General features: G+C 34.7%; 24 protein-coding genes. 17 read left to right on the plus strand and 7 right to left on the minus strand.

What is annotated here, in order from left to right; translation table 11 throughout:
- Window positions 1-80 precede the first annotated feature (80 nt).
- From GQ46_RS08545 to GQ46_RS08605, 12 genes are all read left to right on the plus strand, one after another.
- The gene (locus GQ46_RS08545; protein WP_044400552.1) at window positions 81-998 is read left to right on the plus strand and encodes a bifunctional riboflavin kinase/FAD synthetase; all 918 of its coding nucleotides are present in this window, start codon (window positions 81-83) and stop codon (window positions 996-998) included.
- Window positions 991-2,301, plus strand: coding sequence for an HTTM domain-containing protein (locus GQ46_RS08550; protein WP_044400554.1), 1,311 nt, complete (start codon window positions 991-993; stop codon window positions 2,299-2,301). Before GQ46_RS08545 ends, GQ46_RS08550 begins: the two co-directional genes overlap by 8 nt.
- Window positions 2,302-2,484: 183 nt before the next feature.
- Window positions 2,485-3,756, plus strand: coding sequence for a serine--tRNA ligase (gene serS, locus GQ46_RS08555; RefSeq protein WP_044400556.1), 1,272 nt, complete (start codon window positions 2,485-2,487; stop codon window positions 3,754-3,756).
- Window positions 3,757-4,333: 577 nt separating this feature from the next.
- A complete protein-coding gene (locus GQ46_RS08565) occupies window positions 4,334-6,112 on the plus strand; it encodes a tetratricopeptide repeat protein (RefSeq protein WP_044400560.1) in 1,779 nt (592 codons plus the stop codon).
- Window positions 6,113-6,221: 109 nt separating this feature from the next.
- The gene (locus GQ46_RS08570; RefSeq protein WP_044400563.1) at window positions 6,222-6,551 is read left to right on the plus strand and encodes a DUF4286 family protein; all 330 of its coding nucleotides are present in this window, start codon (window positions 6,222-6,224) and stop codon (window positions 6,549-6,551) included.
- A gap of 94 nt (window positions 6,552-6,645) precedes the next feature.
- A complete protein-coding gene (gene rsmA, locus GQ46_RS08575) occupies window positions 6,646-7,446 on the plus strand; it encodes a 16S rRNA (adenine(1518)-N(6)/adenine(1519)-N(6))-dimethyltransferase RsmA (RefSeq protein ID WP_044400566.1) in 801 nt (266 codons plus the stop codon).
- A gap of 7 nt (window positions 7,447-7,453) precedes the next feature.
- A complete protein-coding gene (mgtE, locus tag GQ46_RS08580) occupies window positions 7,454-8,824 on the plus strand; it encodes a magnesium transporter (RefSeq protein ID WP_044400569.1) in 1,371 nt (456 codons plus the stop codon).
- A gap of 202 nt (window positions 8,825-9,026) precedes the next feature.
- A complete protein-coding gene (locus GQ46_RS18130) occupies window positions 9,027-9,245 on the plus strand; it encodes a hypothetical protein (protein ID WP_369793434.1) in 219 nt (72 codons plus the stop codon).
- A 224-nt stretch (window positions 9,246-9,469) separates the two neighbouring features.
- Complete coding sequence (locus GQ46_RS08590; RefSeq protein WP_044400573.1) at window positions 9,470-10,408, plus strand: 2-hydroxyacid dehydrogenase; 939 nt, start codon at window positions 9,470-9,472, stop codon at window positions 10,406-10,408.
- Between the two features lie 29 nt (window positions 10,409-10,437).
- The gene (locus GQ46_RS08595) at window positions 10,438-10,896 is read left to right on the plus strand and encodes a DUF1801 domain-containing protein (RefSeq protein ID WP_044400576.1); all 459 of its coding nucleotides are present in this window, start codon (window positions 10,438-10,440) and stop codon (window positions 10,894-10,896) included.
- A 37-nt stretch (window positions 10,897-10,933) separates the two neighbouring features.
- Window positions 10,934-11,320, plus strand: coding sequence for a VOC family protein (locus tag GQ46_RS08600; protein ID WP_044400579.1), 387 nt, complete (start codon window positions 10,934-10,936; stop codon window positions 11,318-11,320).
- 56 nt (window positions 11,321-11,376) lie between these two features.
- Window positions 11,377-11,790: a TM2 domain-containing protein gene (locus GQ46_RS08605; RefSeq protein ID WP_044400582.1), complete on the plus strand. Its 414-nt coding sequence runs from the start codon at window positions 11,377-11,379 to the stop codon at window positions 11,788-11,790.
- A 181-nt stretch (window positions 11,791-11,971) separates the two neighbouring features.
- Here the strand turns inward: GQ46_RS08605 and GQ46_RS08610 are convergent, their stop codons facing one another.
- From GQ46_RS08610 to GQ46_RS08625, 4 genes are read right to left on the minus strand one after another with little or no spacing between them, the layout of a single operon-like run.
- On the minus strand, window positions 11,972-12,997 hold the full coding sequence (locus tag GQ46_RS08610; protein WP_044400587.1) for a carboxypeptidase-like regulatory domain-containing protein: 1,026 nt from the start codon (window positions 12,995-12,997) through the stop codon (window positions 11,972-11,974).
- Between the two features lie 26 nt (window positions 12,998-13,023).
- On the minus strand, window positions 13,024-14,844 hold the full coding sequence (locus GQ46_RS08615; protein ID WP_044400590.1) for a lysophospholipid acyltransferase family protein: 1,821 nt from the start codon (window positions 14,842-14,844) through the stop codon (window positions 13,024-13,026).
- 40 nt (window positions 14,845-14,884) lie between these two features.
- Window positions 14,885-16,135: an aspartate kinase gene (locus tag GQ46_RS08620; RefSeq protein WP_044400593.1), complete on the minus strand. Its 1,251-nt coding sequence runs from the start codon at window positions 16,133-16,135 to the stop codon at window positions 14,885-14,887.
- Window positions 16,135-16,614: a GNAT family N-acetyltransferase gene (locus tag GQ46_RS08625; RefSeq protein WP_044400596.1), complete on the minus strand. Its 480-nt coding sequence runs from the start codon at window positions 16,612-16,614 to the stop codon at window positions 16,135-16,137. The genes GQ46_RS08620 and GQ46_RS08625 overlap by 1 nt, the downstream gene beginning before the upstream one ends.
- A gap of 119 nt (window positions 16,615-16,733) precedes the next feature.
- Here GQ46_RS08625 and fbp point away from each other — a divergent pair, with 119 nt between their 5' ends.
- Entirely contained in the window at window positions 16,734-17,738 is a 1,005-nt protein-coding gene (gene fbp, locus GQ46_RS08630) for a class 1 fructose-bisphosphatase (RefSeq protein ID WP_044400598.1), read from the plus strand.
- A gap of 149 nt (window positions 17,739-17,887) precedes the next feature.
- On the opposite strand, the gene GQ46_RS08635 is transcribed toward fbp, so the two are convergent.
- Entirely contained in the window at window positions 17,888-18,319 is a 432-nt protein-coding gene (locus tag GQ46_RS08635; protein WP_044400600.1) for a fructose 1,6-bisphosphatase, read from the minus strand.
- A gap of 329 nt (window positions 18,320-18,648) precedes the next feature.
- On the opposite strand from GQ46_RS08635, the gene GQ46_RS08640 reads away from it, so the two are divergent.
- From GQ46_RS08640 to GQ46_RS08655, 4 genes are all read left to right on the plus strand, one after another.
- Window positions 18,649-19,068, plus strand: a complete 420-nt coding sequence (locus tag GQ46_RS08640) for a hotdog fold thioesterase (RefSeq protein ID WP_044400602.1) — start codon at window positions 18,649-18,651, stop codon at window positions 19,066-19,068.
- 134 nt (window positions 19,069-19,202) lie between these two features.
- Window positions 19,203-22,541, plus strand: a complete 3,339-nt coding sequence (mfd, locus tag GQ46_RS08645) for a transcription-repair coupling factor (RefSeq protein WP_044400604.1) — start codon at window positions 19,203-19,205, stop codon at window positions 22,539-22,541.
- Between the two features lie 32 nt (window positions 22,542-22,573).
- On the plus strand, window positions 22,574-23,929 hold the full coding sequence (locus GQ46_RS08650) for a TlpA disulfide reductase family protein (RefSeq protein WP_044400606.1): 1,356 nt from the start codon (window positions 22,574-22,576) through the stop codon (window positions 23,927-23,929).
- A gap of 18 nt (window positions 23,930-23,947) precedes the next feature.
- Window positions 23,948-24,352 (plus strand): hypothetical protein, encoded by a 405-nt coding sequence (locus GQ46_RS08655; protein WP_044400609.1) that lies wholly within the window; start codon window positions 23,948-23,950, stop codon window positions 24,350-24,352.
- A gap of 124 nt (window positions 24,353-24,476) precedes the next feature.
- On the opposite strand, the gene GQ46_RS08660 is transcribed toward GQ46_RS08655, so the two are convergent.
- The gene (locus tag GQ46_RS08660; RefSeq protein WP_044404777.1) at window positions 24,477-24,836 is read right to left on the minus strand and encodes a YraN family protein; all 360 of its coding nucleotides are present in this window, start codon (window positions 24,834-24,836) and stop codon (window positions 24,477-24,479) included.
- Between the two features lie 57 nt (window positions 24,837-24,893).
- The gene (locus GQ46_RS08665; protein ID WP_082041731.1) at window positions 24,894-25,910 is read right to left on the minus strand and encodes an LD-carboxypeptidase; all 1,017 of its coding nucleotides are present in this window, start codon (window positions 25,908-25,910) and stop codon (window positions 24,894-24,896) included.
- Window positions 25,911-26,104: the final 194 nt, after the last annotated feature.

Genomic DNA, 26,104 nt, shown 5'->3' on the forward strand with positions numbered 1-26,104 from the left:
AAAACTAAATGTTATATTTGAAAGCCAATTCAGTTTAATTCAGTTGGCTTTTTTTATTTTTGTATCTAAACTTTTAATATTTGGAATCAACAGCGTCTAAAAAAAAGCATACAGTTGTCACCATTGGTACTTTTGATGGCGTACATATTGGACACCAGAAAATAATAGAACGTCTCATTCAGGTTGGTAAAACCAAAGATTTGGAGCCCACAATCTTGACGTTTTTTCCACATCCACGAATGGTATTACAGAAAGATGCCAATATTAAGCTCATCAATACTATAGCCGAGAAAGAAACGATACTTAAGGGTTTTGGGCTAGAGAACTTGGTGATTAAAAAATTTACTCAGGAATTTTCGCGCTTAACCGCAGAAGAGTTTGTAGCGACCATTTTAGTCAATCAACTCAAAGCAAAACACATTATTATAGGTTACGACCATCATTTTGGCAGAAATCGTTCAGCTAATATTGATGATTTAATCACTTTTGGAAAACACTATGGCTTTGAAGTCGAAGCCATAAGCGCTCAAGATATCGATGAAGTTGCTGTGAGTTCTACTAAAATAAGAAAAGCATTAGCTCAGGGCGATATTGCCACAGCTAATAGCTTTTTAGGCTATGCTTTTTTTCTTACTGGATTAGTTGTAAAAGGCAAAGGCTTAGGGCGCACCTTAAGCTTCCCTACTGCTAATTTACAGATTGAAGAAGCCTATAAACTCATCCCGAAACAAGGTGTTTATATTGTGAAATCAATAATTAACGGTATACTTGTTTTTGGAATGATGAATATTGGAAATAACCCAACCGTAAATGGTATTGAAGAAACAGTAGAAGTGCATTTCTTTAATTTTGACGCCTCTCTTTATGGTAAACCTTTAAAAGTTGAATTACTCCACAGACTAAGAGATGAACATAAATTTAACTCTGTAGATGCCCTAAAACAACAACTACAGCAAGACCAACTGAATGCTTTAAAATTTATTGAAACGCATGCTTAATAAGTTCCTTTTTAAACAAATAGACAATAGTGGATTAATCGTCTTTAGAATTGTTTTTGGTTTGCTCTGTTTTTTAGAATCTGTTGGTGCTATTTTCACTGGATGGGTTTCACGCACATTAGTACAACCTAAATTCACCTTTTCCTTTATTGGTTTTGAGTTTTTACAACCCTTACCGGGAAACTGGATGTATGTATATTATGTAATCATGGGGATGTTTGGGCTCTTAATTATGGTTGGTTACAAATACAGATTTAGCATTATTGCGTTTGGTTTGATGTGGGCTTCGGTGTATTTAATGCAAAAAGCGTCGTATAACAATCATTATTATTTTTTAATGTTATTGTGTTTAATTATGGCTTTTCTACCGGCAAGCAAGTATGCTTCCATTGATGCTAAATTAAGACCAAGTATTAAGCGTTTCTCTATGCCACAATGGTGTAGGTGGGTTTTTGTCTTACAGTTGCTAATTCTTTACACCTACGCATCTATCGCCAAACTATATCCCGATTGGTTAGACCTAAGCGTACCCAAGTTATTGATGAAAAGCAAAGCTAACTTACCTTTTATAGGTGACTTTTTACAGCATGAGTTTATGCCCTATTTGGTCGCTTATGGCGGCATTTTATTTGATGGTTTAATTATACCCTTACTCCTATTTAAACGTACTAGAAAATATGCTTTTATTGTTTCCATTTTCTTTCACATGTTTAACTCAATTGTGTTTCAAGTTGGTGTGTTTCCTTACTTATCTTTAGCTTTTTCGCTATTCTTTTTTGAACCTAAAACCATTAGAAACCTCTTTTTAAAACGCAAATCATTATATACAGAAGGTGAAGTTATCGTTCCTAACTACAAAACCCCTTTATTAGTTTTTGCTAGTATTTATTTTGTTATTCAAGTGTTATTACCCATACGCCATCACTTTATTCCCGATGATGTCCTCTGGACCGAAGAAGGCCACAGACTCTCTTGGCGTATGATGTTGCGTTCTAAAAGTAGTTATACCAGTTACAAAGTGGTCGATAAAGCAACAGGGGAAATAATACCTATAAATTTAGAACATTATTTAACCAGAAAACAAATAAGACTAGCTAGTACAAAGCCCGATGTTATTTGGCAATTTGCTCAGTATTTAAAGGAAGACTTTAAAAAGAAAGATAAGGATATACAGGTGTTTGTTAATGCCAACGTGAGTGTTAATAATAAACCTCATCACCAACTTATTGATCCCAAAGTAGACCTGGCAAATGTAGAATGGAACGTTTTTAAACACAACGATTGGATACGCCCTTCAAAATAGACATGTTTTTTATTTTAAAGCATACGAAATCTTACTACTTTTACCACTTAAAATCGAAGTTTCAGTTTGCGCTAAGGATAGAAGTCCTTCGACTGTGTTCAGTACAAGCTTATCTTTTTTTCTTTTTCCATAAAAAGATACAGCATATAACCTGACCTTTAGTTAGCGCACAAAATAAAATTTATGTTACAAGTACCCTTTATTAGAGAAAACAAAGCCGCAGTAATCGCTGGTTTGGCTAGAAGAAATTTTGATGCTACCACCATTGTAAACGAAGTGCTAGTAGTAGACGACTCGCGTCGCACACTGCAAACTGACTTAGACAACACCAAAGCAGAATTGAACGCGCTCTCTAAAGAAATAGGTGACTTGTATAAAGCTGGAAAAGCCCAGGAGGCCAATGCCTTAAAAGAAAAGACAACTGCTTTAAAAGACAGTGATAAAGTTTTAAAAGAACAATTGCAAGTCAAGGAAGACGATTTGAAACAATTATTATATAAAATACCCAACGTACCGCACCCCTCTGTTCCTGCTGGAAATAACGAGGCAGACAACGAGGAGATTTTTAATGAAGGAGAAGTGCCTAAACTTTATGAAGGTGCTGAACCGCATTGGGAACTGGCAAAAAAATATGATATTATTGATTTTGAATTGGGTAATAAAATTTCTGGTGCTGGTTTCCCTGTTTATAAAGGTAAGGGCGCTCGTTTACAGCGGGCTTTAATCGCTTATTTTTTAGATAAGAATACAGCTGCTGGCTATACGGAATACCAGTTACCACTTTTAGTAAATGAAGCTTCTTGCTATGGCACAGGCCAACTACCAGATAAAGAAGGACAAATGTATCATGACTCTCGTGACGATTTATATTTAATTCCTACTGCTGAAGTCCCTGGAACCAACGTTTTTAGAGATGTACTACTGGCTGAAAGTGATTTCCCCATTAGCATCACTGGCTATACGCCTTGTTTTAGGCGTGAAGCCGGAAGTTATGGCGCACACGTTCGTGGCTTAAACAGACTTCATCAATTTGATAAAGTTGAAATTATTCGTGTTGAGCATCCTGAGAATTCTTATGAAGCGTTTGATGGCATGATTGAACATGTAAAAGGGATTTTACGCGAATTAAAACTGCCCTATCGCATTTTACGTTTATGTGGTGGAGATACCGGTTTTCCTTCTGCTATGACCTATGATTTCGAAGTGTTTTCTACAGCTCAAGATCGCTGGCTGGAAATTTCTAGCGTGTCGAATTTTGAATCTTACCAAGCCAATCGCTTGCGCTTACGTTTTAAAAATAGCGCCGGTAAAAATGAACTCGCGCATACCTTAAATGGTAGCTCGCTTGCCTTACCTCGTGTACTTGCCGGTATTTTAGAAAACTACCAAACAGAAAAAGGAATTGTTATTCCAGAGGTTTTAGTACCCTATACGGGCTTTTCAATAATTGACTAATTTTCTACTGAATTTTGCTCAAATTATTGGTTTTCATCGATAAAGTGTTAAAAAAACACGTTGTTTGACGATTTTTTATTGTTTTCTTTTGTTATTTGGTTATTTATTCTCACTTTTAAATCCCCAAGTTTTAAAATACATAACCATGAAAAACATTAAACGCCTATTCCTACTTGCTACCCTTATTATTATTGCAATAGTTGTTTTTGAGTCTGACTTCAAAGCCTTTAAAGCAGAAAATAATACCATAGTTTTAGTAAATCACGAATAATACGACTTTAGTTTAAAGATAAGCCTTAATCGAGTAATTGAATCATTTTAAATATTATGATTAATAGCACATTTATTTAGATTGGCTAGTGCCTGAATTTATTTTCAGGCATTTTTTTTGAATTTTCTATTTTTATTTCGTAAGAAAAATGAGGTGCTTTTATTCTAAAACAACAACTAAAAACAAGAGATTAGCATCATTACTCGTTCTATTTCGATGAAATAGATAGCAAAAAAGAGCGTTTTATTACTGTCCACTTAATTGTTAAGTGGTATGACATTTGCTATATTTACACTTATGATAAAGATGCGTTTTTTATTACTGTTTTTCATTCTATTCAGCTTTACTTCGTTTGCTCAGGACGATGATTTTGTAGCGAAAGAATATTTTCAAAATGGTGCCTTTGAAAAAGCTTTAGTCCTTTATAAAAAGCTCTACTCTAAAAATAGTAAAAACCGTAATTACCTGTTACAACTCGTTAAAACGCATCAGCAATTAGAACAGTATGCCGAGGCACAACTTTTATTGGAGGAAGAATTAGCACGTTATCCCTATCCACCACTATATATTGAATTAGGGTATAACTATGCCGTACAAAAAGATACAATCTCTGCAAAAATAAACTATGATAAAGCCATTGATTTTATAGATGAAAAACCAAATTTCGCCTATGCGGTTGGTATTGCTTTTGAAAACTTATCATTGCTCGATCAAGCGATTACAACCTATGAAAAAGCGATGCGTTTAAACCCTGAGCTCAATTTTAATATGCGTTTAGCGCGTATTTATGGTGAGAAAGGTGATGTAGAAAATATGTTTAATAGCTATTTGGAATTTTCTGAAAGCAATGAGTCCTACATTAATACCATAAAACGTGAGTTTAGTACTTTTATTGGCGAGAGTGACGAAAATGAAAACAATGCTATTTTAAGAAAAATGCTGCTTAAGAAAATTCAAACGGCTCCTAATCTATTATGGAATGAATTACTAAGTTGGCTTTTTATACAGCAAAAAGACTACAAAAAAGCATTTGTTCAGGAAAAAGCCATTTTTAAACGTCAGTTAGAAAGTCTGGATCGTATTGAAGAACTAGCAAACATAGCCTATAACCAAAATCAAAATGACATTGCAACCTCTGTTTTTCAATTCATAATCGAAAACACTCAAGACATCGACGATAAAATTCGGGCGCATTACAATATTATAACTATTGAAACTAAAAAAGCAACAACTAAGGACTATGTGGCACTCAATGAAAAATATTTAAGTCTTCTGGATCTTTATGGCAGAAACAGACGTACCTTAGATTTACAAATTGCTTATGCTCATTTTTTGGCCTTCAATCTTAATAGAATAGAAGAAGCCATTACTTTTTTGAAAGAGAGTTTACCTCTTGGTCTTAGTGATTTTCAACTGGCACAAGTAAAACTAGAACTTGGTGATATTCTAGTCTTAGAAGAAAAGTTTAACGAGGCCTTAATTTACTACACACAAATTCAACATAGCTTAAAAAATAGTACCATCTCTCAATTAGCACGCTTTAAAGTGGCAAAAACAAGTTATTATAAAGGCGATTTTAAATGGGCAGAGTCACAATTAAAAGTATTAAAAAAATCAACCTCGCAACTTACTGCCAATGATGCTTTAGATTTAAAACTATTAATTAGTGATAATAAGGCTGAAGACTCTTTACAAACGGCACTTAAAATTTATGCGAAAGCCGATTTATTAGCTTTTCAAAATAAAAAAGAAGAAGCCATCACCTTGCTTTCTACCATTTTAAAAGCCTATAAAACCGAAGTTATTGTGCCGCAAACCTTATTAAAACAAGCGCAGCTATTAGAAGAAAAAGGAGCATACAACAAAGCTAAGGACAACTACGAGTTACTCATTCGAGATTTTAAAGACAGTATTTTAATGGACGATGCATTGTATGCCTTAGCCGAAATCTATACCAATAAATTAGGGCTTCCTGAAAAAGCAAAACCGCTCTACGAAACCATACTTTTTGAGTATGCAGACAGTATTTATTTTGTTGAAGCGCGAAAGAAATTTAGAGCCTTACGCGGTGATGCGTTGAATTAGTAAACAGTTTCATTCTTTAGTTTACAGTCATTCTGAAAGCAAAAACTTACCTTTGTAACTAGTCGACAAACCAATTTATAACTTAAATGTTAACCTTCTATTTTAAAATATGATTATATATAACGTTACCGTAAATATAGACGATAGTGTACACGATGCGTGGTTACTTTGGATTAAAGAACACATTCCAAAAGTACTCGCCACAGGCAAGTTTAAAGAAGCAAAATTGACTAAAGTTTTAGTAGATGAAGATTTAGGTGGTCAAACCTACTCCATTCAGTACAGAGCACATTCTCGGGAAACTTTAGAGGCTTATTATAAAGAAGATGCTGAAAGACTGCGTGGCGACGGACTCAAAAAGTTCGCAGATAAAATGCTCGCTTTTAGAACCGAGCTTGAAGTCATTGATGAATATTTGGTAGATTTTAAACAGCACTAACCTAATTTAATATTCAGCTAATAATTCAAAAAAAGATAGCTTTAAAATCTAGGAACGTTCAAAATTCAGAAATTTCTAAAAAGACCACACTATTATGAGTAAATACAAGAACAAACCAGAAGTTAAAGCAAAAAAATTCTTAGGACAGCACTTTTTAGAAGATGAAACCATCGCAGAGCAAATTGCAGATACTTTAAGTTTAAAAGGCTATGAAAATATATTAGAAATTGGTCCAGGAATGGGTGTTCTCACTAAATATTTACTTAAAAAACCGATAACAACTTACGTTATTGAAATTGATACTGAAAGTGTTACCTATCTTAAAAGCAATTACTTAAATCTCGCACCAAGAATAATTGAAAAAGATTTTTTAAAATACGATTTAAGCGAGACGTTTAAGGACGAGCCTTTTGCTATTATAGGTAATTTTCCTTATAATATTTCAACACAAATTGTCTTTAAAACACTAGAATTGCGCGATCAGATTCCAGAATTTTCTGGGATGTTTCAAAAAGAAGTAGCGGCTCGTATCTGTTCAAAAGAAGGCAGTAAAGTCTATGGCATTTTATCAGTTTTAACCCAAGCGTTTTATGAGGCTGAGTATCTCTTTACGGTCCCGCCAACCGTTTTCAATCCGCCGCCAAAAGTAGATTCAGGTGTATTAAGACTCACCCGTAAAGCAGATTATAGCTTGCCATGCGATGAAAAACTCTTTTTCAAAGTTGTAAAAGCGGCCTTCCAGCAGCGCAGAAAAACCTTGCGTAACAGCTTAAAAACATTCGATTTGAGTGATAATTTAAAAGCAAATGTTATCTTTGACAAACGGCCAGAGCAACTAGATGTTCAGGCGTTTATAGCGCTCACAACCGCAATAGAAAACGATAGTAAAAATTAGATTTTAGGTGGAAGAACAGAACGAAAATATTAAATTTACAATAAGCGATGCACTTATTGATCAAGTAGAAGAATTAGTAAATTCTAAAAACAATAATGCGATCATAGAATTACTAAATGAATACCATCATGCTGATATTGCTGAAATTCTAGAAGATTTAAATCCAGAGCAGTCCACGTACATCATTAAGCTTTTAGACAGTGGAAAAACGTCTGAAATCCTTATGGAAATGGATGAAGATGATCGTGAAAAAATCCTCGATTTATTATCTATAAAAGAGATTGCAGAAGAAATTGAAGAGCTTGATACCGATGATGCGGCAGATATGATCTCTGAGCTTTCCGAAGAAAGACAAGCAGCTGTTATTGCTCAAATTGAAGATCAAGATCACAAAGCAGAAATTCAGGAATTACTAGCCTACGATGAAGATACCGCTGGTGGACTAATGGCAAAAGAACTCGTAAGAGTTAATGAAAACTGGACCGTAACCGAGTGTGTAAAAGAAATGCGCGCACAAGCTGAAAACGTCACCAGAGTACATTCAATTTATGTGGTCGATGATGACGAAAAGCTCATTGGTCGTCTCTCGTTAAAAGACTTGCTCATGGCCTCACCAAGAGCTCATATATCTACCGTTTACATCCCAAAAGTAGATTATGTTACTGTTGATGAAGATGTAGTAGACGTCGCTAAAGTAATGCAGAAATACGATTTGGAAGCGATACCTGTAGTGGATGAGTATAAAACATTAGTGGGGCGAATTACCATAGATGATATTGTAGACGTTATAAAAGAAGAAGCAGAAAAAGATTACCAACTCGCAGCAGGTATCACCAAGGGTGTGGAGGCAGATGATAGTATCTTACAGTTAACGAGAGCGCGTTTACCTTGGCTCTTTTTAGGCTTAATTGGTGGTATTGGTGCCTTTTTAATTATGGAGGGTTTTCAGGAAGCCTTTGATTCTTATGCCCTTTTATTCTTTTTTACCCCGTTAATTGCAGCAATGGCTGGAAATGTTGGCGTGCAATCTAGCGCCATTATTGTTCAAGGCTTAGCTAATGACGATGTTAAAGGAAGCATCAATGGCCGCTTAATTAAAGAAATGCTTTTAGCGGCTTTAAACGGTACTATTTTAGCACTATTTTTATTCGTTTTTGTATGGGTTGTAAAAGGTGAATTTTTAACCGCACTCGCCATTTCGGTGTCTTTAGTTGCTGTTATTATCGTTGCAGGACTCATAGGCACATTTGTGCCGTTATTTTTAGACAAAAAAGGAATAGACCCAGCAATTGCCACCGGACCTTTTATTACCACCAGTAACGATATTTTTGGAATTTTAATTTACTTCTGGATCGCTAAACTTATTATAGGTATTTAATTTTTGGGCTACTTGCTTGTCGGCAAACAGCCTGTCTTTTACGCAGACCTAAAAAGTATTCATCACAAAGCTTCAGGACAGGATTGCAAAATTCCTGCCGTCTGTTAGCACTTTTAACTCTAACTATAGGGCAACAAAAAACGGATACCACTTCCATCACTAACGCAAAACTTCGTAACTTTCAGCTTTGGCCATTTTTATTATGAAAGCGATTAATTTACAAGAAAAGCATGCCGGGTTTACAAAACAGTGGCATCCCCATCGCATTGCAACAGTAGATAACATGCAGGTGCTTATAGCAAAACTACTAGGCGCGTTTGTTTGGTATAGTCCTTCCAATGAAGATGAATTATTTCAAGTTCTAAAAGAGACGCTTTACATGCAGTTTCGAGACCGAACAAAAATAGTTAAAGAAGGTTAAACTATTGTCGTACCAAAAGGTGTAGCACATAATCCTATGACCAAAAATGAGGAGGAAGAACATAATCTCTTAATCGAAAAACTAACAACAGCATATACTGGACACCAAAAAAACGAAAAAACACAAAGCAAATATCTCCAAATTTAATTATTTTAAGACCTCTCAGGTTTTAAAAACCGGTGAGGTCCAATTAATAAACAATCCCATATTCGCAAAACGTACACATGAAAATATTACACTTAGATACAAACCACCCACTACTAATAGATCAGCTTAGTGCTTTAGGCTTCGAAAATCACGAGAATTATTCAGATTCAAAAGAAGCGGTTCAAAGTATTATTCATGACTATGATGGTTTTATCATCCGTAGTCGTTTCAGTATTGATGTAGACTTTATAGATGCAGCAAAAACACTAAAATTTATTGGACGTGTTGGTGCAGGCTTAGAGAATATAGATTGTGCATATGCAGAACAAAAAGGCATCACGTTAATTGCAGCCCCAGAAGGTAATCGCAATGCTGTTGGCGAACATAGTTTAGCCTTGTTACTCTCATTATTTAATAAGTTGAACAAAGCAGACCGTGAGGTCAGACAAGGTAAATGGCTCCGCGAAGCCAACCGCGGACAGGAACTCGATGGAAAAACGGTAGGACTCATTGGTTACGGAAATATGGGAAAAGCCTTTGCTAAAAAATTACGCGGCTTTGATGTTCAAGTGTTATGTTATGATATAAAACCCAATGTTAGTGACGAAAACGCGAAGCAAGTGACCTTACAAGAGCTACAGCAAAAAGCAGAAGTGTTGAGTTTGCATACGCCAGAAACACCAAATAGTGTTGGTATGGTAAATACCAATTTCATCAACGCCTTTAAAAACCCGTTTTGGTTAATAAATACCGCCCGTGGTAAAAGTGTGATCACTTCAGACTTAGTTTTAGCCCTAAAATCAGGTAAAATTTTAGGCGCAGGACTCGATGTTTTAGAATATGAAAAAGCATCCTTTGAAAATTTGTTCAGTGGTGAAACCCTGCCTGACGCTTTACAATATTTAATACATTCAGAAAACGTTATATTAACACCACACGTTGCAGGCTGGACCGTTGAAAGTAAAGCAAAATTAGCACAAACTATCGTCGATAAAGTTAAAGCAAAATTTTGCTAACTTTATAGCATCTATAAATTCTAACAGTTATGACTTCAAACGCCAAAACTCCAGAAGAATATATTTCTCAACTTCCTGAAGACAGAAAAGCACCGGTTTCAAAGCTGCATGAGGTTATAAAAAAGAACATGCCAAATGGATTAGAGTCCGGAATGGCTTATGGCATGTTAGCCTATTATGTCCCAAAAGCTATATACCCAGAAGGATACCATTGCAAACCGTATCCACCTTTACCCTTTATAAATGTAGCCTCACAAAAAAACTTTATTGCATTATACCATTCTGGCTTGTATGCTAAAAAAGAGCTCTACGATTGGTTTGTAGCAGAATACCCAAAACACTCTAAATACAAGTTAGACATGGGGAAGAGCTGCGTTCGCTTTAAGAAAACAGAGGCAATACCGTACGAATTAATTGAAGCATTACTTTGTAAAATGAGTGTTGAAGAATGGATAACACTTTATAAAAAAACGAAACTTAATAAATAGCTTTCCGTCTTCAGGGAAATGAAAAAAAACATTTTATATGAAAAAACGTGTCACAGGTATTGGTGGATTATTCTTTAAAACCAAAGACCCAAAACAAACAAAAGAATGGTATAACAAGCATTTAGGATTTAATACCGATGATTACGGTTGTACCTTTTGGTGGAAAGACAAAGACGGTAAGGATTGCTCCACCCAGTGGTCACCCTTTAAAGAAGACACAGAATATTATGCCCCTTCTAAAAAAGATTTTATGTTTAACTATCGTGTGGAAAATCTTAAAGAATTATTAGCGGTATTACAAGAGGAAGGCGTTACTATTGTAGGCGAAATGGAAGTATATGATTATGGAAAATTTGGTTGGATTTTAGACAATGATGGTAACAAAATTGAACTTTGGGAGCCAGTAGACCAAGCTTTTTTGTAAAAGGAATCAAAATTTTATTAACTTTATCCCTCAACCAATAAAAACAAAAATTAAAAATGTCTGACGAAAAAAACTTAAATGATAATCTTGACGATATGTTAGGTGACGCTAAAGAAGGCGCAAAAAAAGCGGCTGATAAAGCAGGAGAATTTGCTGATGATGCAAAAAAAACAGCAAATGAGTTTTCAAATAGTGCTAAAGAAACCTTTGGCAACTCAGCAGAAAACAAAAAGATATTAGCTGGAATTACAGCCATATTATTAGGCTGGCTTGGTGTTCATAAATTTATTTTGGGCTATCAAAAGGAAGGCATCATAATGGCAGCAATTGGTGTTTTGGGTTGGTTCTTGTGTGGTATTCCAACAGCCTTAGTTTCTGTAATCGGACTTGTTGAAGGTATTATGTATCTCACAAAAACGGACGCAGAATTTTACAACACCTATCAAGTTGGCCGTAAACCTTGGTTCTAAAATCTTAGAAGTCCAGATAACAGTTTATCTGGACTTTTTTAAAATAAACCATCAAAGTCAAAACCTTGTTTATACTACTAATCAGGATCTACTAAATGCATCCAATCCTGCAGTTAATGCTGTTTTTGTTAAAAATTAAGTGGATTGGTTTAAAGACTAAGTCGCTTTTCATTCCTTAATCTTATAAACCATAATTAAGTGGCAGGGCATCACCCATACGCTGATTTCCCATAAAACCACCAAACAACACTTTATCAACAGGTGCATGGTTCCCAAAGACATCAATTTGAAAGCGTTTGACTTCACTTTCTATTGCAGATTGTCTGCCTTTACAAAGAATATTTAATTTTATCGGAATTTCTACTTCAGTAATTTCAGAGCTATCACTTTTAAATACTCTTATTTGAGATTCAGGCTTAATTTGATAAGCCCCTTTAAAAATTTTAAATTTTTCTTCCTTTAACCTGTTATTTGCTACCGCACGCATAAAGTGCAATGCAGACCCTGTAAATGCTTCTTTTCTGTTTTTTAAAGCTTTCCTATGCTTATTAGAAGGTAAATCTTCAAAAAAAGTAGTGCCTGAGTAGGAAACAGAAGCAACAGTTTTATAGGTCTTTTCAAGGTCTAAAGTAGATTCAGTATCCATATTATACACGATACTAAAATTATTTAAATCGTATCTAACTTTATAATCTAAAGCTGTATTATTAATCACTAATGGTGCTTTTGATGAAGCCACAAGTTGTTTGGTGTCCCTGTCAAAATTTAATACAAGTACGTCTTCATTTAAAATAGTACAGGCTTGTCCAAATTCTGACCGTCCTAAAAATTCTCGCTTAAATTGAATTAATTTAAATGGTCGGGACCATTCATCTTTACTATCTAATACAACCTCTTCTAAAGCGTTTACATCTGGTTTTAATGATAAATTATAAACCTTGTCAAAATCTATAGTATTAAATATAATGCTTTCATAGCCCACAAAAGAAATCACCAATGGAGACCTTATTTCATTCTTTAAGGATAACGAAAATTCACCATCAAAATTAGTGGTTGTTCCATACGAGGTGTTATCAAAATATACTGAAGCCCCTACAATCGGTTCGTTCGTATTTCTGTCTTTTAATTTCCCGGTTAATGTTTGAGAGAAGACGACATTCAAGCTAAGAAATAAGATGGCCTGTAATAGCCTTTTTTTTAACCTCATAGGAATCAAGTGGCATTTTTTAAAAATCAATCTTCAATAACACCATTAGCATTAGGATCTTTACTTTCAAATTCGGCTTGAAACTCTTCCATTACCGGACGTACTGTACTCTCTGGTAAATCTGCGATTTTAATATACATTAAGCCATCAACCGCATTATTAAATAAAGGATCCACATTAAATGCGACTAATCGTGCATTCTGTTTGATATATTTTTTCAACAATACCGGAAGTCTTAATGCACCAGGTTCTATTTCATCGATAATTTTATCGAACTTATTCAAATCGGCTTCTGTAGCATCAAAAACGAAGTCTTTATCGGCATCTTTAAGTTTTACCTTAAATTCTTTTTTAGGACGCACATATTGCGCAATATAAGGATCGTAATAATGAGATTTCATAAACTCAATCATTAAAGATTTTGAGAAATTTGAAAACTGATTGCTTATACTTACACCACCAATTAAAAACTTATGCTCTGGATGACGCAAAGTAGTATGTACAATGCCTTTCCAAAGTAAAAATAAAGGCATTGGTTTTTGCTGGTATTCTTTAATAATAAATGCACGACCAAGCTCTATAGATTCGCTCATCATTTTATGCAACTCTGGCTCAAAACGGAATAAATCCTGAAGATAAAATCCATCAATTCCAAAAGCTTCAAAAATCTTAGACCCTAGTCCCATTCTATAAGCTCCAGCAATCAATTTTTTTTCATTATCCCATAAAAACATATGGTAATAGTACGTGTCAAAAGTATCTAAGTCTATAGCTTCATTAGTGCCTTCTCCAACTTCTCTAAACGTAATTTCACGTAATCTTCCTATTTCACGAAGAATGTTAGGGATTTCTTTTGCTGGTGCTAAATAGACTTCATAATTTTTACTTATTAATAAACGACGGTCATTTTTTAGAAGTGCTTTTACCTCATTAATCATGATTTTAGAGTCTACGGGCGTCACAATTTTCTTGGGAATTTTATAAGCCTTTAGACTAGAAGAAATACTGCTAATTCTTTTCTCTTTAGGTTCAAAAGCATTAGATAACATGTAGGTTTTTCTTCTAATAAAATCAGAAAACTCTTCCAGTGTCTTATGCTCGTCTTGATCATTAACCGAAATAGCCTTTCCTACTCTAACCTTAATAGTTCTGCGCTTTTGTGTTAACAACTCTGAAGGTAATTTGGCGGTTCTAAACGTATCGTTAATTTTTGAAAGCTTATAAAACAGATTACTGTTTTTAGCATGAAAATAAATAGGAACAATAGGTACATTTGCTTTTTGAGCCAATTTCATAGCCGCTTCTTCCCAAGGCTTATCGACCATTAATTTGCCGTCTTTGTAGGTTGAAACCTCACCTGCAGGAAAAATACCGAGTGGATGCCCTTCGCGAATATGTAAAATTGCATTTTTAAAACCAAGCACACTCGACTTCGCATCTTTACGATCTTCAAACGGGTTAACAGGCATAATAAATGGCTTCATCGGCTCTATACGATGCAACAAAAAATTAGCAATGATTTTAAAATCCGGACGCTGTTCCAGCATTAATTTCAATAACAAAATCCCATCAATACCACCCAAAGGATGATTAGAAACCGTTATGTAAGCCCCTTCTTTTGGTAAGCGTTTTAAGTCTTCTTCAGGAATTTCGAACTTTATTTGAAACTCCTCTAAAATAGCATCAAGAAATTCTATTTCGCTTAAGTGCTTATTGCGATTGTAAATTTCATTGAGTTTAGAAATTTTTAAGACTTTCATCAATAACCATCCAGCAAAAGTTCCAAAAACACCATATTTATCAAGGTGTATTGCCTTCGAAACCTCTTTTGCTGTTACTAATCCCATAGTTTATTTTTAGTTAGTTGCTACAAATGTAAGCAATAGATTATTCAGTTACAATTTGAACTGTTTCTTGAAATAATTGTTTTAATAAAACCGTTTTACCCTGTTGTAATGTTTTAATCGATAGGTCATCAAAATGCCTGATGGTATATAAGGAAACATTATTCTGGCAAGTTACTTTAAACTTTGCTTTTAAATGTAACAACAAAGGCTCCAAATTATTGTAAGCATTTTCAAAACACACCGAAAAACTAATGGCAGAATTTTGAATCACATCTACTTTCATTTTATACAAGGCTAATAAAGTGAAAATCTCGCTAATATTTTCTTCAACGATATATGAAAAATCCAAAGTGGATAAGGATAACAACACTTGATTTTGTTTTAAAATAAAACAAGGTACTTTTGGCTCAATCCCTTTTGTTTTATTAACTGTTGTTCCTCTATCTTCTGGATTTAAAAATGATTTTACGTGCAACGGGATTTCCTTGCGCTGCAACGGTTGTAATGTTTTCGGGTGAATAACAGAAGCCCCATAAAAGGCTAATTCAATCGCTTCAGTATAGGAAATAGTATTTAATAACTTCGCATTACTAAAATGTCGCGGATCTCCATTTAAAACACCAGGAACGTCTTTCCATATCGTAACACTTTCAGCATTTAAACAGTATGCAAAAATAGCAGCGGTATAATCACTGCCTTCCCGCCCTAAAGTGGTCGTAAAGTTATTACTGTCACTTGCTAAAAACCCTTGTGTTATATATAATGTTGCGGGCGCTACTGCTTTTGAAATATGTGCTTGCGTAGCTTCCCAATCTACATTCGCTCGTCGATAATAATTGTCGGTTTTAATACATTTTCTAACGTCTAACCAGTTATTTTTTAAATGCATTTCATTTAAATAGTGACTAATTATTGTAGATGATACTAACTCGCCACAACCAATCACTTGATCATAAATAAAGTTATAATCTGGCGATTTATTACTATTTAAAAACAGCTGTAGTTCTTCAAAAAGCAATGCTACGGCTTGATAAACGGGATGTTGGTCGGTTTCAAACAGGTCATTTATAATAGTAGTATGATAAGTTTTAACCTCGAGTAATTCGTGAGCCAGATTTTCTTTGTCATTTAAATATTTATCAATAACAAGTTCTAGTGCATTCGTGGTTTTTCCCATTGCTGAAACAACGATAAGCGTATCTTTATACCCTACTTTTTCTAGTACACGAATAACGTTTTTCACCCCATATGCATCTTTTACAGAGGCACCACCAAACTTGAATACTCTCATTAAATATTGTTCAAATAATTTATTATACCGGCTTCATTTAATTGTACAACATCCCAATCACGCATCACATTCGCTCCTTTTTTTTCGTAAAAAGTAATGGCCGATTCGTTCCAGTCTATCACTTCCCAAGAAATACGTTTAACGCCTAATGCCTGTCCGTATTTTACAACTTCATCAAGCAACGCAGTACCCAAACCACTGCCTCGCATTTTATGACTCACTATTAAATCTTCAAGATGTAAAACCTCTCCTTTCCAAGTAGAATAGCGTTTGTATACTAGGGCGATTCCAACAATTGCCTGTTCTTTTTCGGCTACAAAACAAGTAAATTTTGGCAACGCACCAAAGCCATCCCGTTTTAAATCTTCAACAGAAATAGCCACGGCTTCTGGTTCTTTTTCATAGACTGCAAGCTCCACAATTAGATCATGAACACTTTGCATATCTGCTGCATTAGCTAAACGAATAGTAAAAGGCATACATTTAAATTTAGTTTCAAATATAGTTTAAACTTCAATAGTTTCAGTTTTAATAATTAACGAAAACGTTGTAGGTCGCTAAAAAAGTCAGATATTTGCAAAAAATAAGTCTCATTTTTATGTCAAGAAAAAACCAAACTTTAGGAGAATTTATCATTGAAAATCAATCGTCTTTTAAATATACTTCCGGAGAACTATCACGATTAATCAACTCCATTCGCCTCGCAGCAAAAGTAGTAAATCACGAAGTGAATAAAGCAGGTTTAGTAGATATTATTGGCACTGCAGGAGACACCAATATTCAAGGTGAAGACCAGCAAAAACTAGATGTTTACGCTAATGACAAATTCATTCAAACCTTAACCAATAGAAATATAGTTTGTGGTATTGCCAGTGAAGAAGAGGACAACTTTATTTCAATAAACAGTCAGGATAAAAATAACCAAAATAAATATGTGGTTTTAATCGACCCATTAGATGGCTCCTCTAACATTGATGTTAATGTGTCTGTGGGTACCATTTTTTCAATTTACAGACGGGTAACTCCAGTAGGAACACCAGTAACTTTAGAAGATTTTTTACAAAAAGGAAATCAACAAGTTGCTGCAGGCTATGTGGTCTACGGCACGTCTACCATGCTCGTATACACTACAGGTTATGGCGTTAACGGTTTTACTTTAAATCCGGCTTTAGGTACTTTTTATTTATCGCACCCAAAGATGCGATTTCCTGAAGATGGCAACATTTATTCAGTAAACGAAGGCAATTACAACCACTTTCCACAAGGTGTAAAAGACTATATTAAATATTGCCAAAAAGAGGAAGAAGACCGGCCTTATACGTCAAGGTACATTGGCAGTTTAGTGTCAGATTTTCATAGAAACATGATAAAAGGAGGGATTTATATGTATCCTAAAAGCTCTAAAAATTCTGATGGGAAATTGCGTTTGTTATATGAATGTAACCCTATGGCGTTTATTGCAGAACAAGCTAATGGTAAAGCAAGTGACGGTTTTACTCGAATTTTAGATATTGACCCTACAGAACTACATCAACGTGTTCCATTTTTCTGCGGAAGTAAAAATATGGTACTGAAAGCTGAAGAATTTATGCAAAAAGCTTAAAATCGTTTACAATACGATTTGCTCTTTTTTCGTGACGCTCACACGACCGCATAACCACTTATTAAAGTGCAGCTCTAAAAAAAGCAAAAACATACATATAAAAAAAGCAAGCGATTACGCTTGCTTTTTTTATATACTCTAATAGGAAATTATCTATTCATTTGTTTAATTTCTTCTGTAAACGTCTCTAAATCAACACCGTTACCTACTAAAATTAATGCTTTATCAACAACGTACTTTACATTCTCTGGGTTAAAGCCCAGACCAACACCAATTTTTCTTAATAAAACCTCCTCTTGATTGCCTTTAATATGGTCTACATAAACCATACGCGCTAAGTCATATAAGCGCTCTAAACGGCTATCGTAAGACGTTGGAGGATTAATAGGGTGTGATTGGTAATCCTTTAAAATAATCTTATAATCGCCCTCACTAATATCTAAATTACGTGCCAAACGGTCTAAAAACTTTTTTTCCTCTTCGCTAATAATTCCATCATCCATGGCAACTCTAACAATTGAAGCAAAATGATCTTCATTACGCTTTTTAAATCCGCTATCAAATAAATCTGAAAATGACATATATTTTTTAATTTTTAAGTGGCGCAAAGATAGTTAAACTTCAAATCTTTTAAAATTAAAAGTTTCTTTTTTTGGGCATTCCTTTTACTTCTTTCAAAGAGGTGTAAAATACCGCCTTATCCGCAGTCGCTCTTTGCGAGGCCCTTCAACAATGCTCCAACCACTAAAGCATCTACTCCTCTGGTTACTACTTAAATTCTAGAGGTGTTGTAGAGACCAAAACAGGAACTCGTAGAGAAGACCATATTTGCCCTCTTTTATAACGTCTGTAAATTATATTCTTTCCGATGGCTATCCTGCTCAATGAGAAATTTTGTAAATTTACTTTTATGGATAAAGCAACTAAAGAAAGATTAATTCGGTTAGCCGAAGAAGACATTCCAATTCATAAATATTTTGGTTTAAAAGTAGAGCTTATTGAAAAAGAGTTCATTCGAATTAAAGTTCCCTTTCGCAAAGACTTTGTTGGCGATATTCGCACGAATCGTTGGCACGGTGGTATTATGGCCACAATTATGGACTCTGTTGGTGGTGCTATTGGGATTGCCAATTTTGAATCACCCGATGATAAGCTTTCAACTATTGATTTGCGAATAGACTATCTGCGGTTTGCTGAGGGCGAAGACCTTATTTTCGAGGGCAAGTTAGTGCGAATGGGTAATCGCATTATGGTGACAAAAATGAAAGCATTTCAACAAGGTGTTTTAGTTGCTGAAGGCAAAGGCGTTTATAATTTTCTTCGGTCGTAAGTTGTTGTTTTTAGCTTGCACCCCACAACAGGGGCATTAAAGAATTAAATAACACTGTTGAACACACATCAAATGCTTGATTTTTTTTAGTTTGATTGGTATAACACTTATATTTGCTATTCAATACAAAATACGTGAGCAAAACACTAATCTCGCAAACTTATTTAAAGTCTTTGCAACTGCAAAAACTGCAGACTGCTATTACCCAAACGGAAACAAAATCGCATGTAAAAGGTCTGGTTGGCTCTGCATTATCCTTTGTCATCGCCGAGAGTTTTAAAAATGCCCAAAAACCATTTTTGCTTGTTTTTAACGACAAAGAAGAAGCGGCCTTTTACCTCAACGATTTAGAACAACTCCTCAATACAAAGGATGTCCTGTTCTATCCTGGAAGTTACCGCAGACCTTACCAAATAGAAGAAACAGACAACGCCAATGTCTTGTTGCGCGCCGAGGTTTTAAACCGAATCAACTCCCAAAAAAAACCCGCAATTATAGTGACGTATCCAGATGCGTTATTTGAGAAAGTAGTCACCAGAAAAGAACTGGAAAGGAATACGCTAAAAATAAATGTTGGTGATAACCTAAGTATCGATTTTGTTAACGAAATTTTATTCGAGTACAAATTTAAACGTGTTGATTTCGTTACAGAACCTGGGGAATTTTCAGTACGTGGTGGTATTGTTGATGTCTTTTCTTTCTCACACGATGAGCCTTACCGTATCGAGTTTTTTGGCGATGAAGTGGATAGTATTAGAACCTTCGATGTTGAAACACAGCTCTCAAACGAGCAAATAAAGAAAATCGGGATTATTCCTAATGTAGAAAATAAATTTCTTGAAGAATCACGTGCCAGTTTCCTAAAATATATTGCATCGAAAACAGTTGTTTTCACTAAAAACATCGATTTACTCTTTTCCAGAATCGATGACTTTTTTGAAAAAGCGGAACAGGCCTTTAAAAGCCTTTCAACCGAGGTGAAACATGCTGAGCCCATTGAATTATTTTGTAATACAACCTTACTAAAAAAACAATTATTAGATTTTAATGTCGTTGAGTTTGGTAGTGAAGCCTGGCTGAGCTCAAAAGAAAACATTAGCTTCAATACCACACCTCAACCTTCCTTTAATAAGCAATTTGACTTATTAATTGATGATTTAAATAGGAATCATAATAAGGGTTATAAAAACTATATTGCTTGTATTAGCGAACAACAAGCCAAACGGTTTCATGATATTTTTGATGATGTAGAGCAAGACGTGCATTATGAAACCATCATCATTTCGCTATTTCAAGGTTTTATAGATCACGATTATAAATTGGTGTGTTACACAGACCATCAAATCTTTGAACGCTACCATAAATTTCATTTAAAAAATGGCTATGCAAAAAAGCAAGCCATAACTTTAAAAGAACTTACAAATTTAGACATTGGGGACTATGTTACACACATCGATCATGGTATTGGTCGGTTTGGCGGCCTGCAAAAAATAGATGTAGAAGGCAAAAAACAAGAAGCTATTAAGCTTGTTTATGGTGAACGTGATGTGTTGTATTTAAGTATTCATTCACTACATAAAATCACCAAGTTTAATGGTAAAGACGGTAAGCCGCCTAAAATTTATAAACTAGGTAGTAAAGCATGGAAAGTCCTTAAAGAAAAAACAAAGTCAAGAGTCAAGCACATTGCTTTTAACTTAATAAAACTTTACGCGAAACGTAAGCTTGAAAAAGGCTACCAATACAAGCAAGACACGTATTTACAACACGAATTAGAAGCTTCTTTTATTTACGAAGACACACCAGATCAAATTACAGCAACTGCAGATATTAAAACAGACATGGAAAGTGAGCGTCCTATGGATCGCTTAATTTGTGGTGATGTTGGTTTTGGCAAAACAGAAGTTGCTATACGTGCCGCTTTTAAAGCTGTCGATAATGGTAAGCAGGTCGCCGTTTTAGTACCCACAACCATTTTAGCGTTTCAGCACCATAAAACGTTTAGTGAGCGACTAAAGGAGTTTCCGGTAACTGTAGATTATGTGAATCGTTTTCGTACGGCGAAAGAAAAACGAGAAACCTTAGAGAAGTTAGAAAAAGGACATGTTGATATTATTATTGGGACGCATCAACTAGTTAATAAAAATGTAAAATTTAATGACTTAGGATTGCTTATTGTTGATGAAGAACAAAAATTTGGAGTTGCCGTAAAAGAGAAACTCAAAACACTAAAAGACAATGTAGACGTTTTGACCTTAACAGCGACGCCTATTCCAAGAACACTTCAGTTTAGTTTAATGGCTGCAAGAGATTTATCGGTGATTACCACAGCACCACCAAATCGTTATCCTATAGAAAGTCATGTGATTCGTTTTAGTGAAGAAACCATTCGGGATGCGGTAAGCTATGAGATAGCGCGCGGCGGGCAGATATTTTTCATCCATAACCGTATTGAAAACATTAAAGAAGTCGCTGGTATGATTCAACGATTAGTACCAGATGCAAAAATCGGGATTGGGCATGGGCAACTAGATGGAAAAAAATTAGAAGAACTCATGTTATCTTTTATGGAAGGTGCTTTTGACGTTTTGGTGAGTACTACTATTATTGAAAGCGGACTTGATGTACCAAATGCAAATACTATTTTCATAAATAATGCAAATAATTTTGGCTTGAGTGATTTGCACCAAATGCGTGGTCGTGTAGGCCGAAGCAATAAAAAAGCCTTTTGTTATTTTATTACACCAGAATATTCTGCAATGACTAACGACGCCAGGAAACGTATTCAGGCATTAGAGCAGTTTACAGCATTAGGGAGTGGTTTCAATATCGCCATGAAAGATTTAGAAATTCGTGGTGCTGGTGATTTATTGGGTGGAGAGCAAAGTGGTTTCATTAATGAAATAGGTTTTGATACCTATCAGAAAATTTTAAATGAAGCCATTGAAGAGCTTAAAGAATCTGAGTTTAAAGATTTATATCCTGAAGATATTGAAACAAAAGAGTATGTAAAAGACATGACCATCGATACTGATTTCGAATTACTATTTCCAGACGATTATGTCAATAACATTACCGAAAGACTTAACCTATACACACAACTTAACAATTTTAAAACCGAAGCTGAACTTGAGAAATTTGAAACAGAACTTATTGATCGTTTTGGCGAATTACCAGTTCCAGTAGAAGATTTATTAAATAGCGTACGTCTTAAATGGGTAGCCACAAAATTGGGTCTGGAAAAAGTAATCATGAAAAAAGGAAAGCTCGTAGGTTACTTCATTAACGACCAAAAAAGTGGTTTTTATCAAAGCACAAACTTTACTAAACTCCTACAATACATACAAAAAAATCCAACTTTGGGTAAGATGAAAGAAAAGCAAACCAGAAATGGTTTACGATTATTACTTACCTTTGAACATATAAAAACAGTAAAACAAGCCTTAAAAGCCCTACAGCCTATTTTGGCTTAATTTTTGTCTAAGCAGAACAAAAACCAGTAATGATGACTAAAAGATTACTTTTCCTATTCGCTATTTTACCAGCCATGTTATTAGCCCAACATAGCGTAAAAGGCACCTTTACACCAGCAGAGCAGTTTAACTTTGCTTTTTTATATCGTGTAACAGCAGAAACGTCTCTTTTTGTTACTAATGCCGAAGTGAATGAAAAAGGGGCGTTTGAACTAAAATTAGATTCCACTAAAGCTGTTATTCCTGGCACCTATCGCATAGTTTATGCGCAACCGCAAGAGGACTATAATTTTGATCTCATTTTAAACGGAAAAGAAGATGTTGAACTTCAATTTGATTTAGAAAAAGGAGTCACTTTTGTTAAATCTCAGGAAAATAAATTATATAAATCGTATAACAGAAGTATCGCCTTAGTGAATAGAAGCATCCGTAATTATTATGGTTCTCAAAAAGAAGATAAGAAAGGGTTTAAAGATATTTTTGATATTCTAAAACGCACACAACAAGAGTTTGAAAAAGCATCTGAAGGGATGATTGTTCAAAATTTTATTAAAGCTTGTAAACCCTATATACCTTCAAAACATGAAGATGTATCAACGTTTTCAAATAATGTAAAAGCGAATTACTTTAAGAATATTGATTTCAGCAACAAACAACTTCAAAATTCTAATTTTTTAATTAGTAACGCTGTTAATTATGTCTTTGGGTTTGTTAATGAAAATAGTAAAGAGGCATCTTACATGGAAAATGTAGATACAGTGGTTAAAGAAATAGGAAATAACCCAAAGGTTAAGAAAACCATTTTAAAGATTTTATGGAATAAGTTTGTCAATGCTAAAAATGAAACCTTAGCCAATTATGTTGCTTCTAACTATTTATTAGCTATTGCCAAGGCAACAGCTGATAAAGAATTAGCAGACAATCTCATCTATTTTGAAATGGCTTCTTTAGGTAAGACTGCTCCAGATTTCGCTATTGAAATAAAAGACAAGGAAAATAAGGTCGCTCTTAAAAAATTAAGTGAATTAGATACTGCATCACACTATTTAGTGATTTTCTGGAATACAACGTGTTCGCACTGTTTAGACGAAATGCCTAAATTAAGAGACTACACTAAAACATTGGAAGAAGGCCAACTTCAGGTTGTTGCAGTGGCACTAGATACAGATTCGGAGCGCTGGAGAAATATGACCTACGACTACCCTGATTTTTACCATGTTTTTGGTGAAGGAAAATGGGAAAATGAAATAGGAAATAGATATAATGCCCAAGGTACACCAAGCTATTTTATTTTAGATAAAGATAAAACGATAGTAGCTAAACCTTATGATTTTACTGAATTCAAGCCTTATTTTGAGAACTTATTAAAATCAAACAAAGAAAATTAATTTCAAAATTTAGATATCATGAAAAAAATTTCAAATTTAGTACTGCCTGTTTTAGGTTTAATAATGATCATGCTAACAACAACAGTTGCTTCTGCTCAATCTAATTCCGATGACTTTGTTATTAGTATTAGTAAAGCAGGACAGAATATAAAACTTAAATGCGTTACGGGTTGCGCCTGGACAGATTTAGAATTTAATGCAACAACATATAATAAAAGCGTCCAAAGTGTAGATGAATATGGCATGGTTAGTGCAAACGCCGCACCTAAGGCGGTAGATAAAAACTTAACAGACTTTCAATTTACAGTTGCGATAGATAACAAAGAATTTGTTTTAAACGGACTTAAAGGCACCTCTTGGAAAACCTTACGTTTTAAGGAGTCTGAAATGTTTAATAAAGACGGTATTCTTCCTAAAGATTAAAATAATTAGCACAAAAAAAGCGCCGTTGACCGGCGCTTTTTTTATGGAAAAATGTTAGATATAAAAAATTAAAATCGCAAGATACGCCACCCATTCACCTCTTAACCTTGGGTTTGTACCTGTTTTAAAAATGATAAAATGCATTCTCTAAATGCTCAATCGTGTACTTTTTGCCTTCCTTAACAATGGCAATAATATCAAAACGCACCTCAACATCTAAACCATTTACGTTAACATATTCATCAACAGCTTTTACCAAGCGTTGCATTTGTTTTGGTTTTACAAAATCTTGTGGATTACCGAAGTCTATCGTTGACCGTGTTTTAACTTCTACAATAGCTAGTATACCTTCTATCTGCGCGATAATATCAACCTCTGCTTTATCAAAACGATAATTACGTGCCATAATCTCGTAGCCATTTTTAATTAAAAAATCGACGGCGAGTTGCTCTCCTTTTTTACCCAGTTCGTTGTGTTTTGCCATAAATTCCTGCAGATGCAGGAACCTCATCCTACACTCTCTTATTTCAATGTCTTTCTATTATTCAAAAACAATACTAGTCTTTTCCTTTTCAACCTTCAACGTAATGGTTCGCCCCAAAATCATGGCACGATTATCGTCTTCATGACCTGCAGGCATATTAAAAGCGATTGGAAAATCATATTCCGCTAAAGCATCTAAAACAAGTTGCTCGACGCTGGTGCCCCAAAGTGTGGTATTCTTTCTTAGTTTTGTCATATCACCAACAAGAACACCTTTACAGTTTTTAAAATAGCCAGCGCGTTTCAAGCTTTGTAACATCCGGTCGATATGGTATTTGTATTCCCCTATTTCTTCAATAAACAGGATTTTACCATCCAAATTAATACTCGTGTCTGAGCCCAACATTGTATGTAACATCGTTAAATTACCGCCTACTAACTGTCCTCTAGTGTTTCCTTCTCTGTTATAGGTTGAACCCGTCAACGTATAGCGCAACGGGATTCCAAAAATTGCCGATTTAAAGGTCGCAACACTTTCTTTAATATCCGATAAATCGTCCGTTAAACTCACACACATTATGGCGTGTAACGATTCAACACCTTTAGTATGCACTTGATTGTGTAAGGCTGTAATATCACTATACCCGATAATCCATTTCGGATTTTGCAAAAATTTTGAGTAGTCTAATTTGTCTAAAATTCTAACCGTACCATAACCACCACGGGCGCTCCAAATGGCTTTTATATTTGGATTGTCTAATGCGTTTTGGAAATCTTCACAACGTTCGGCATCGGTACCAGCAAAATGATCGGCTTTACTAAAGATGTGTGGTCCAACTACCACCTTTAAATCCCAACTTTCCAATAATTTTTTAGCTCTTAAAACCTCATCATTTCGGTTTTTTAAAATACCTGAAGGTGCAACAATAGCTACGGTATCACCCGCTTTTAAATATGGAGGTTGTATCAAAGTCGTAGTGTTTTTTTGTGAATTAAATTCTTGAGCCAATGCCAAGTTTCTTCCGAAGAAAAAAACCAGACAAAACAAATAAATAGAAACTGCATTTTTAATCATACCGTAAAAATACACATTTTATTAAACGGATAATAATATCATTATTATTCGATTTAAAAACCAAAGTAAGAAGCCGCTAAAAGGCGGCTAAATAAAAAACAGTAAATAGATCGTATCTCAACAGGTTACTTATACGCTAATAAACCGATAATTATGAGATCGTTAATAATTAAATCACCTATTAAAGCTTTTAG

Source organism: Lacinutrix sp. Hel_I_90 (assembly GCF_000934685.1).
GTDB lineage: Bacteria > Bacteroidota > Bacteroidia > Flavobacteriales > Flavobacteriaceae > Lacinutrix.

Bases quoted from the DNA above. Each gene is read 5' to 3' on its own strand.
- GQ46_RS08550 (WP_044400554.1), top strand. From the start codon at position 991: ATGCTTAATAAGTTCCTTTTTAAACAAATAGACAATAGTGGATTAATC.
- serS (WP_044400556.1), top strand. From the start codon at position 2,485: ATGTTACAAGTACCCTTTATTAGAGAAAACAAAGCCGCAGTAATCGCT.
- GQ46_RS08565 (WP_044400560.1), top strand. From the start codon at position 4,334: ATGCGTTTTTTATTACTGTTTTTCATTCTATTCAGCTTTACTTCGTTT.
- GQ46_RS08570 (WP_044400563.1), top strand. From the start codon at position 6,222: ATGATTATATATAACGTTACCGTAAATATAGACGATAGTGTACACGAT.
- rsmA (WP_044400566.1), top strand. From the start codon at position 6,646: ATGAGTAAATACAAGAACAAACCAGAAGTTAAAGCAAAAAAATTCTTA.
- GQ46_RS18130 (WP_369793434.1), top strand. From the start codon at position 9,027: ATGAAAGCGATTAATTTACAAGAAAAGCATGCCGGGTTTACAAAACAG.
- GQ46_RS08590 (WP_044400573.1), top strand. From the start codon at position 9,470: ATGAAAATATTACACTTAGATACAAACCACCCACTACTAATAGATCAG.
- GQ46_RS08595 (WP_044400576.1), top strand. From the start codon at position 10,438: ATGACTTCAAACGCCAAAACTCCAGAAGAATATATTTCTCAACTTCCT.
- GQ46_RS08600 (WP_044400579.1), top strand. From the start codon at position 10,934: ATGAAAAAACGTGTCACAGGTATTGGTGGATTATTCTTTAAAACCAAA.
- GQ46_RS08605 (WP_044400582.1), top strand. From the start codon at position 11,377: ATGTCTGACGAAAAAAACTTAAATGATAATCTTGACGATATGTTAGGT.
- GQ46_RS08610 (WP_044400587.1), bottom strand. From the start codon at position 12,997: ATGAGGTTAAAAAAAAGGCTATTACAGGCCATCTTATTTCTTAGCTTG.
- GQ46_RS08615 (WP_044400590.1), bottom strand. From the start codon at position 14,844: ATGGGATTAGTAACAGCAAAAGAGGTTTCGAAGGCAATACACCTTGAT.
- GQ46_RS08620 (WP_044400593.1), bottom strand. From the start codon at position 16,135: ATGAGAGTATTCAAGTTTGGTGGTGCCTCTGTAAAAGATGCATATGGG.
- GQ46_RS08625 (WP_044400596.1), bottom strand. From the start codon at position 16,614: ATGCCTTTTACTATTCGTTTAGCTAATGCAGCAGATATGCAAAGTGTT.
- fbp (WP_044400598.1), top strand. From the start codon at position 16,734: ATGTCAAGAAAAAACCAAACTTTAGGAGAATTTATCATTGAAAATCAA.
- GQ46_RS08635 (WP_044400600.1), bottom strand. From the start codon at position 18,319: ATGTCATTTTCAGATTTATTTGATAGCGGATTTAAAAAGCGTAATGAA.
- GQ46_RS08640 (WP_044400602.1), top strand. From the start codon at position 18,649: ATGGATAAAGCAACTAAAGAAAGATTAATTCGGTTAGCCGAAGAAGAC.
- GQ46_RS08650 (WP_044400606.1), top strand. From the start codon at position 22,574: ATGACTAAAAGATTACTTTTCCTATTCGCTATTTTACCAGCCATGTTA.
- GQ46_RS08655 (WP_044400609.1), top strand. From the start codon at position 23,948: ATGAAAAAAATTTCAAATTTAGTACTGCCTGTTTTAGGTTTAATAATG.
- GQ46_RS08660 (WP_044404777.1), bottom strand. From the start codon at position 24,836: ATGGCAAAACACAACGAACTGGGTAAAAAAGGAGAGCAACTCGCCGTC.
- GQ46_RS08665 (WP_082041731.1), bottom strand. From the start codon at position 25,910: ATGATTAAAAATGCAGTTTCTATTTATTTGTTTTGTCTGGTTTTTTTC.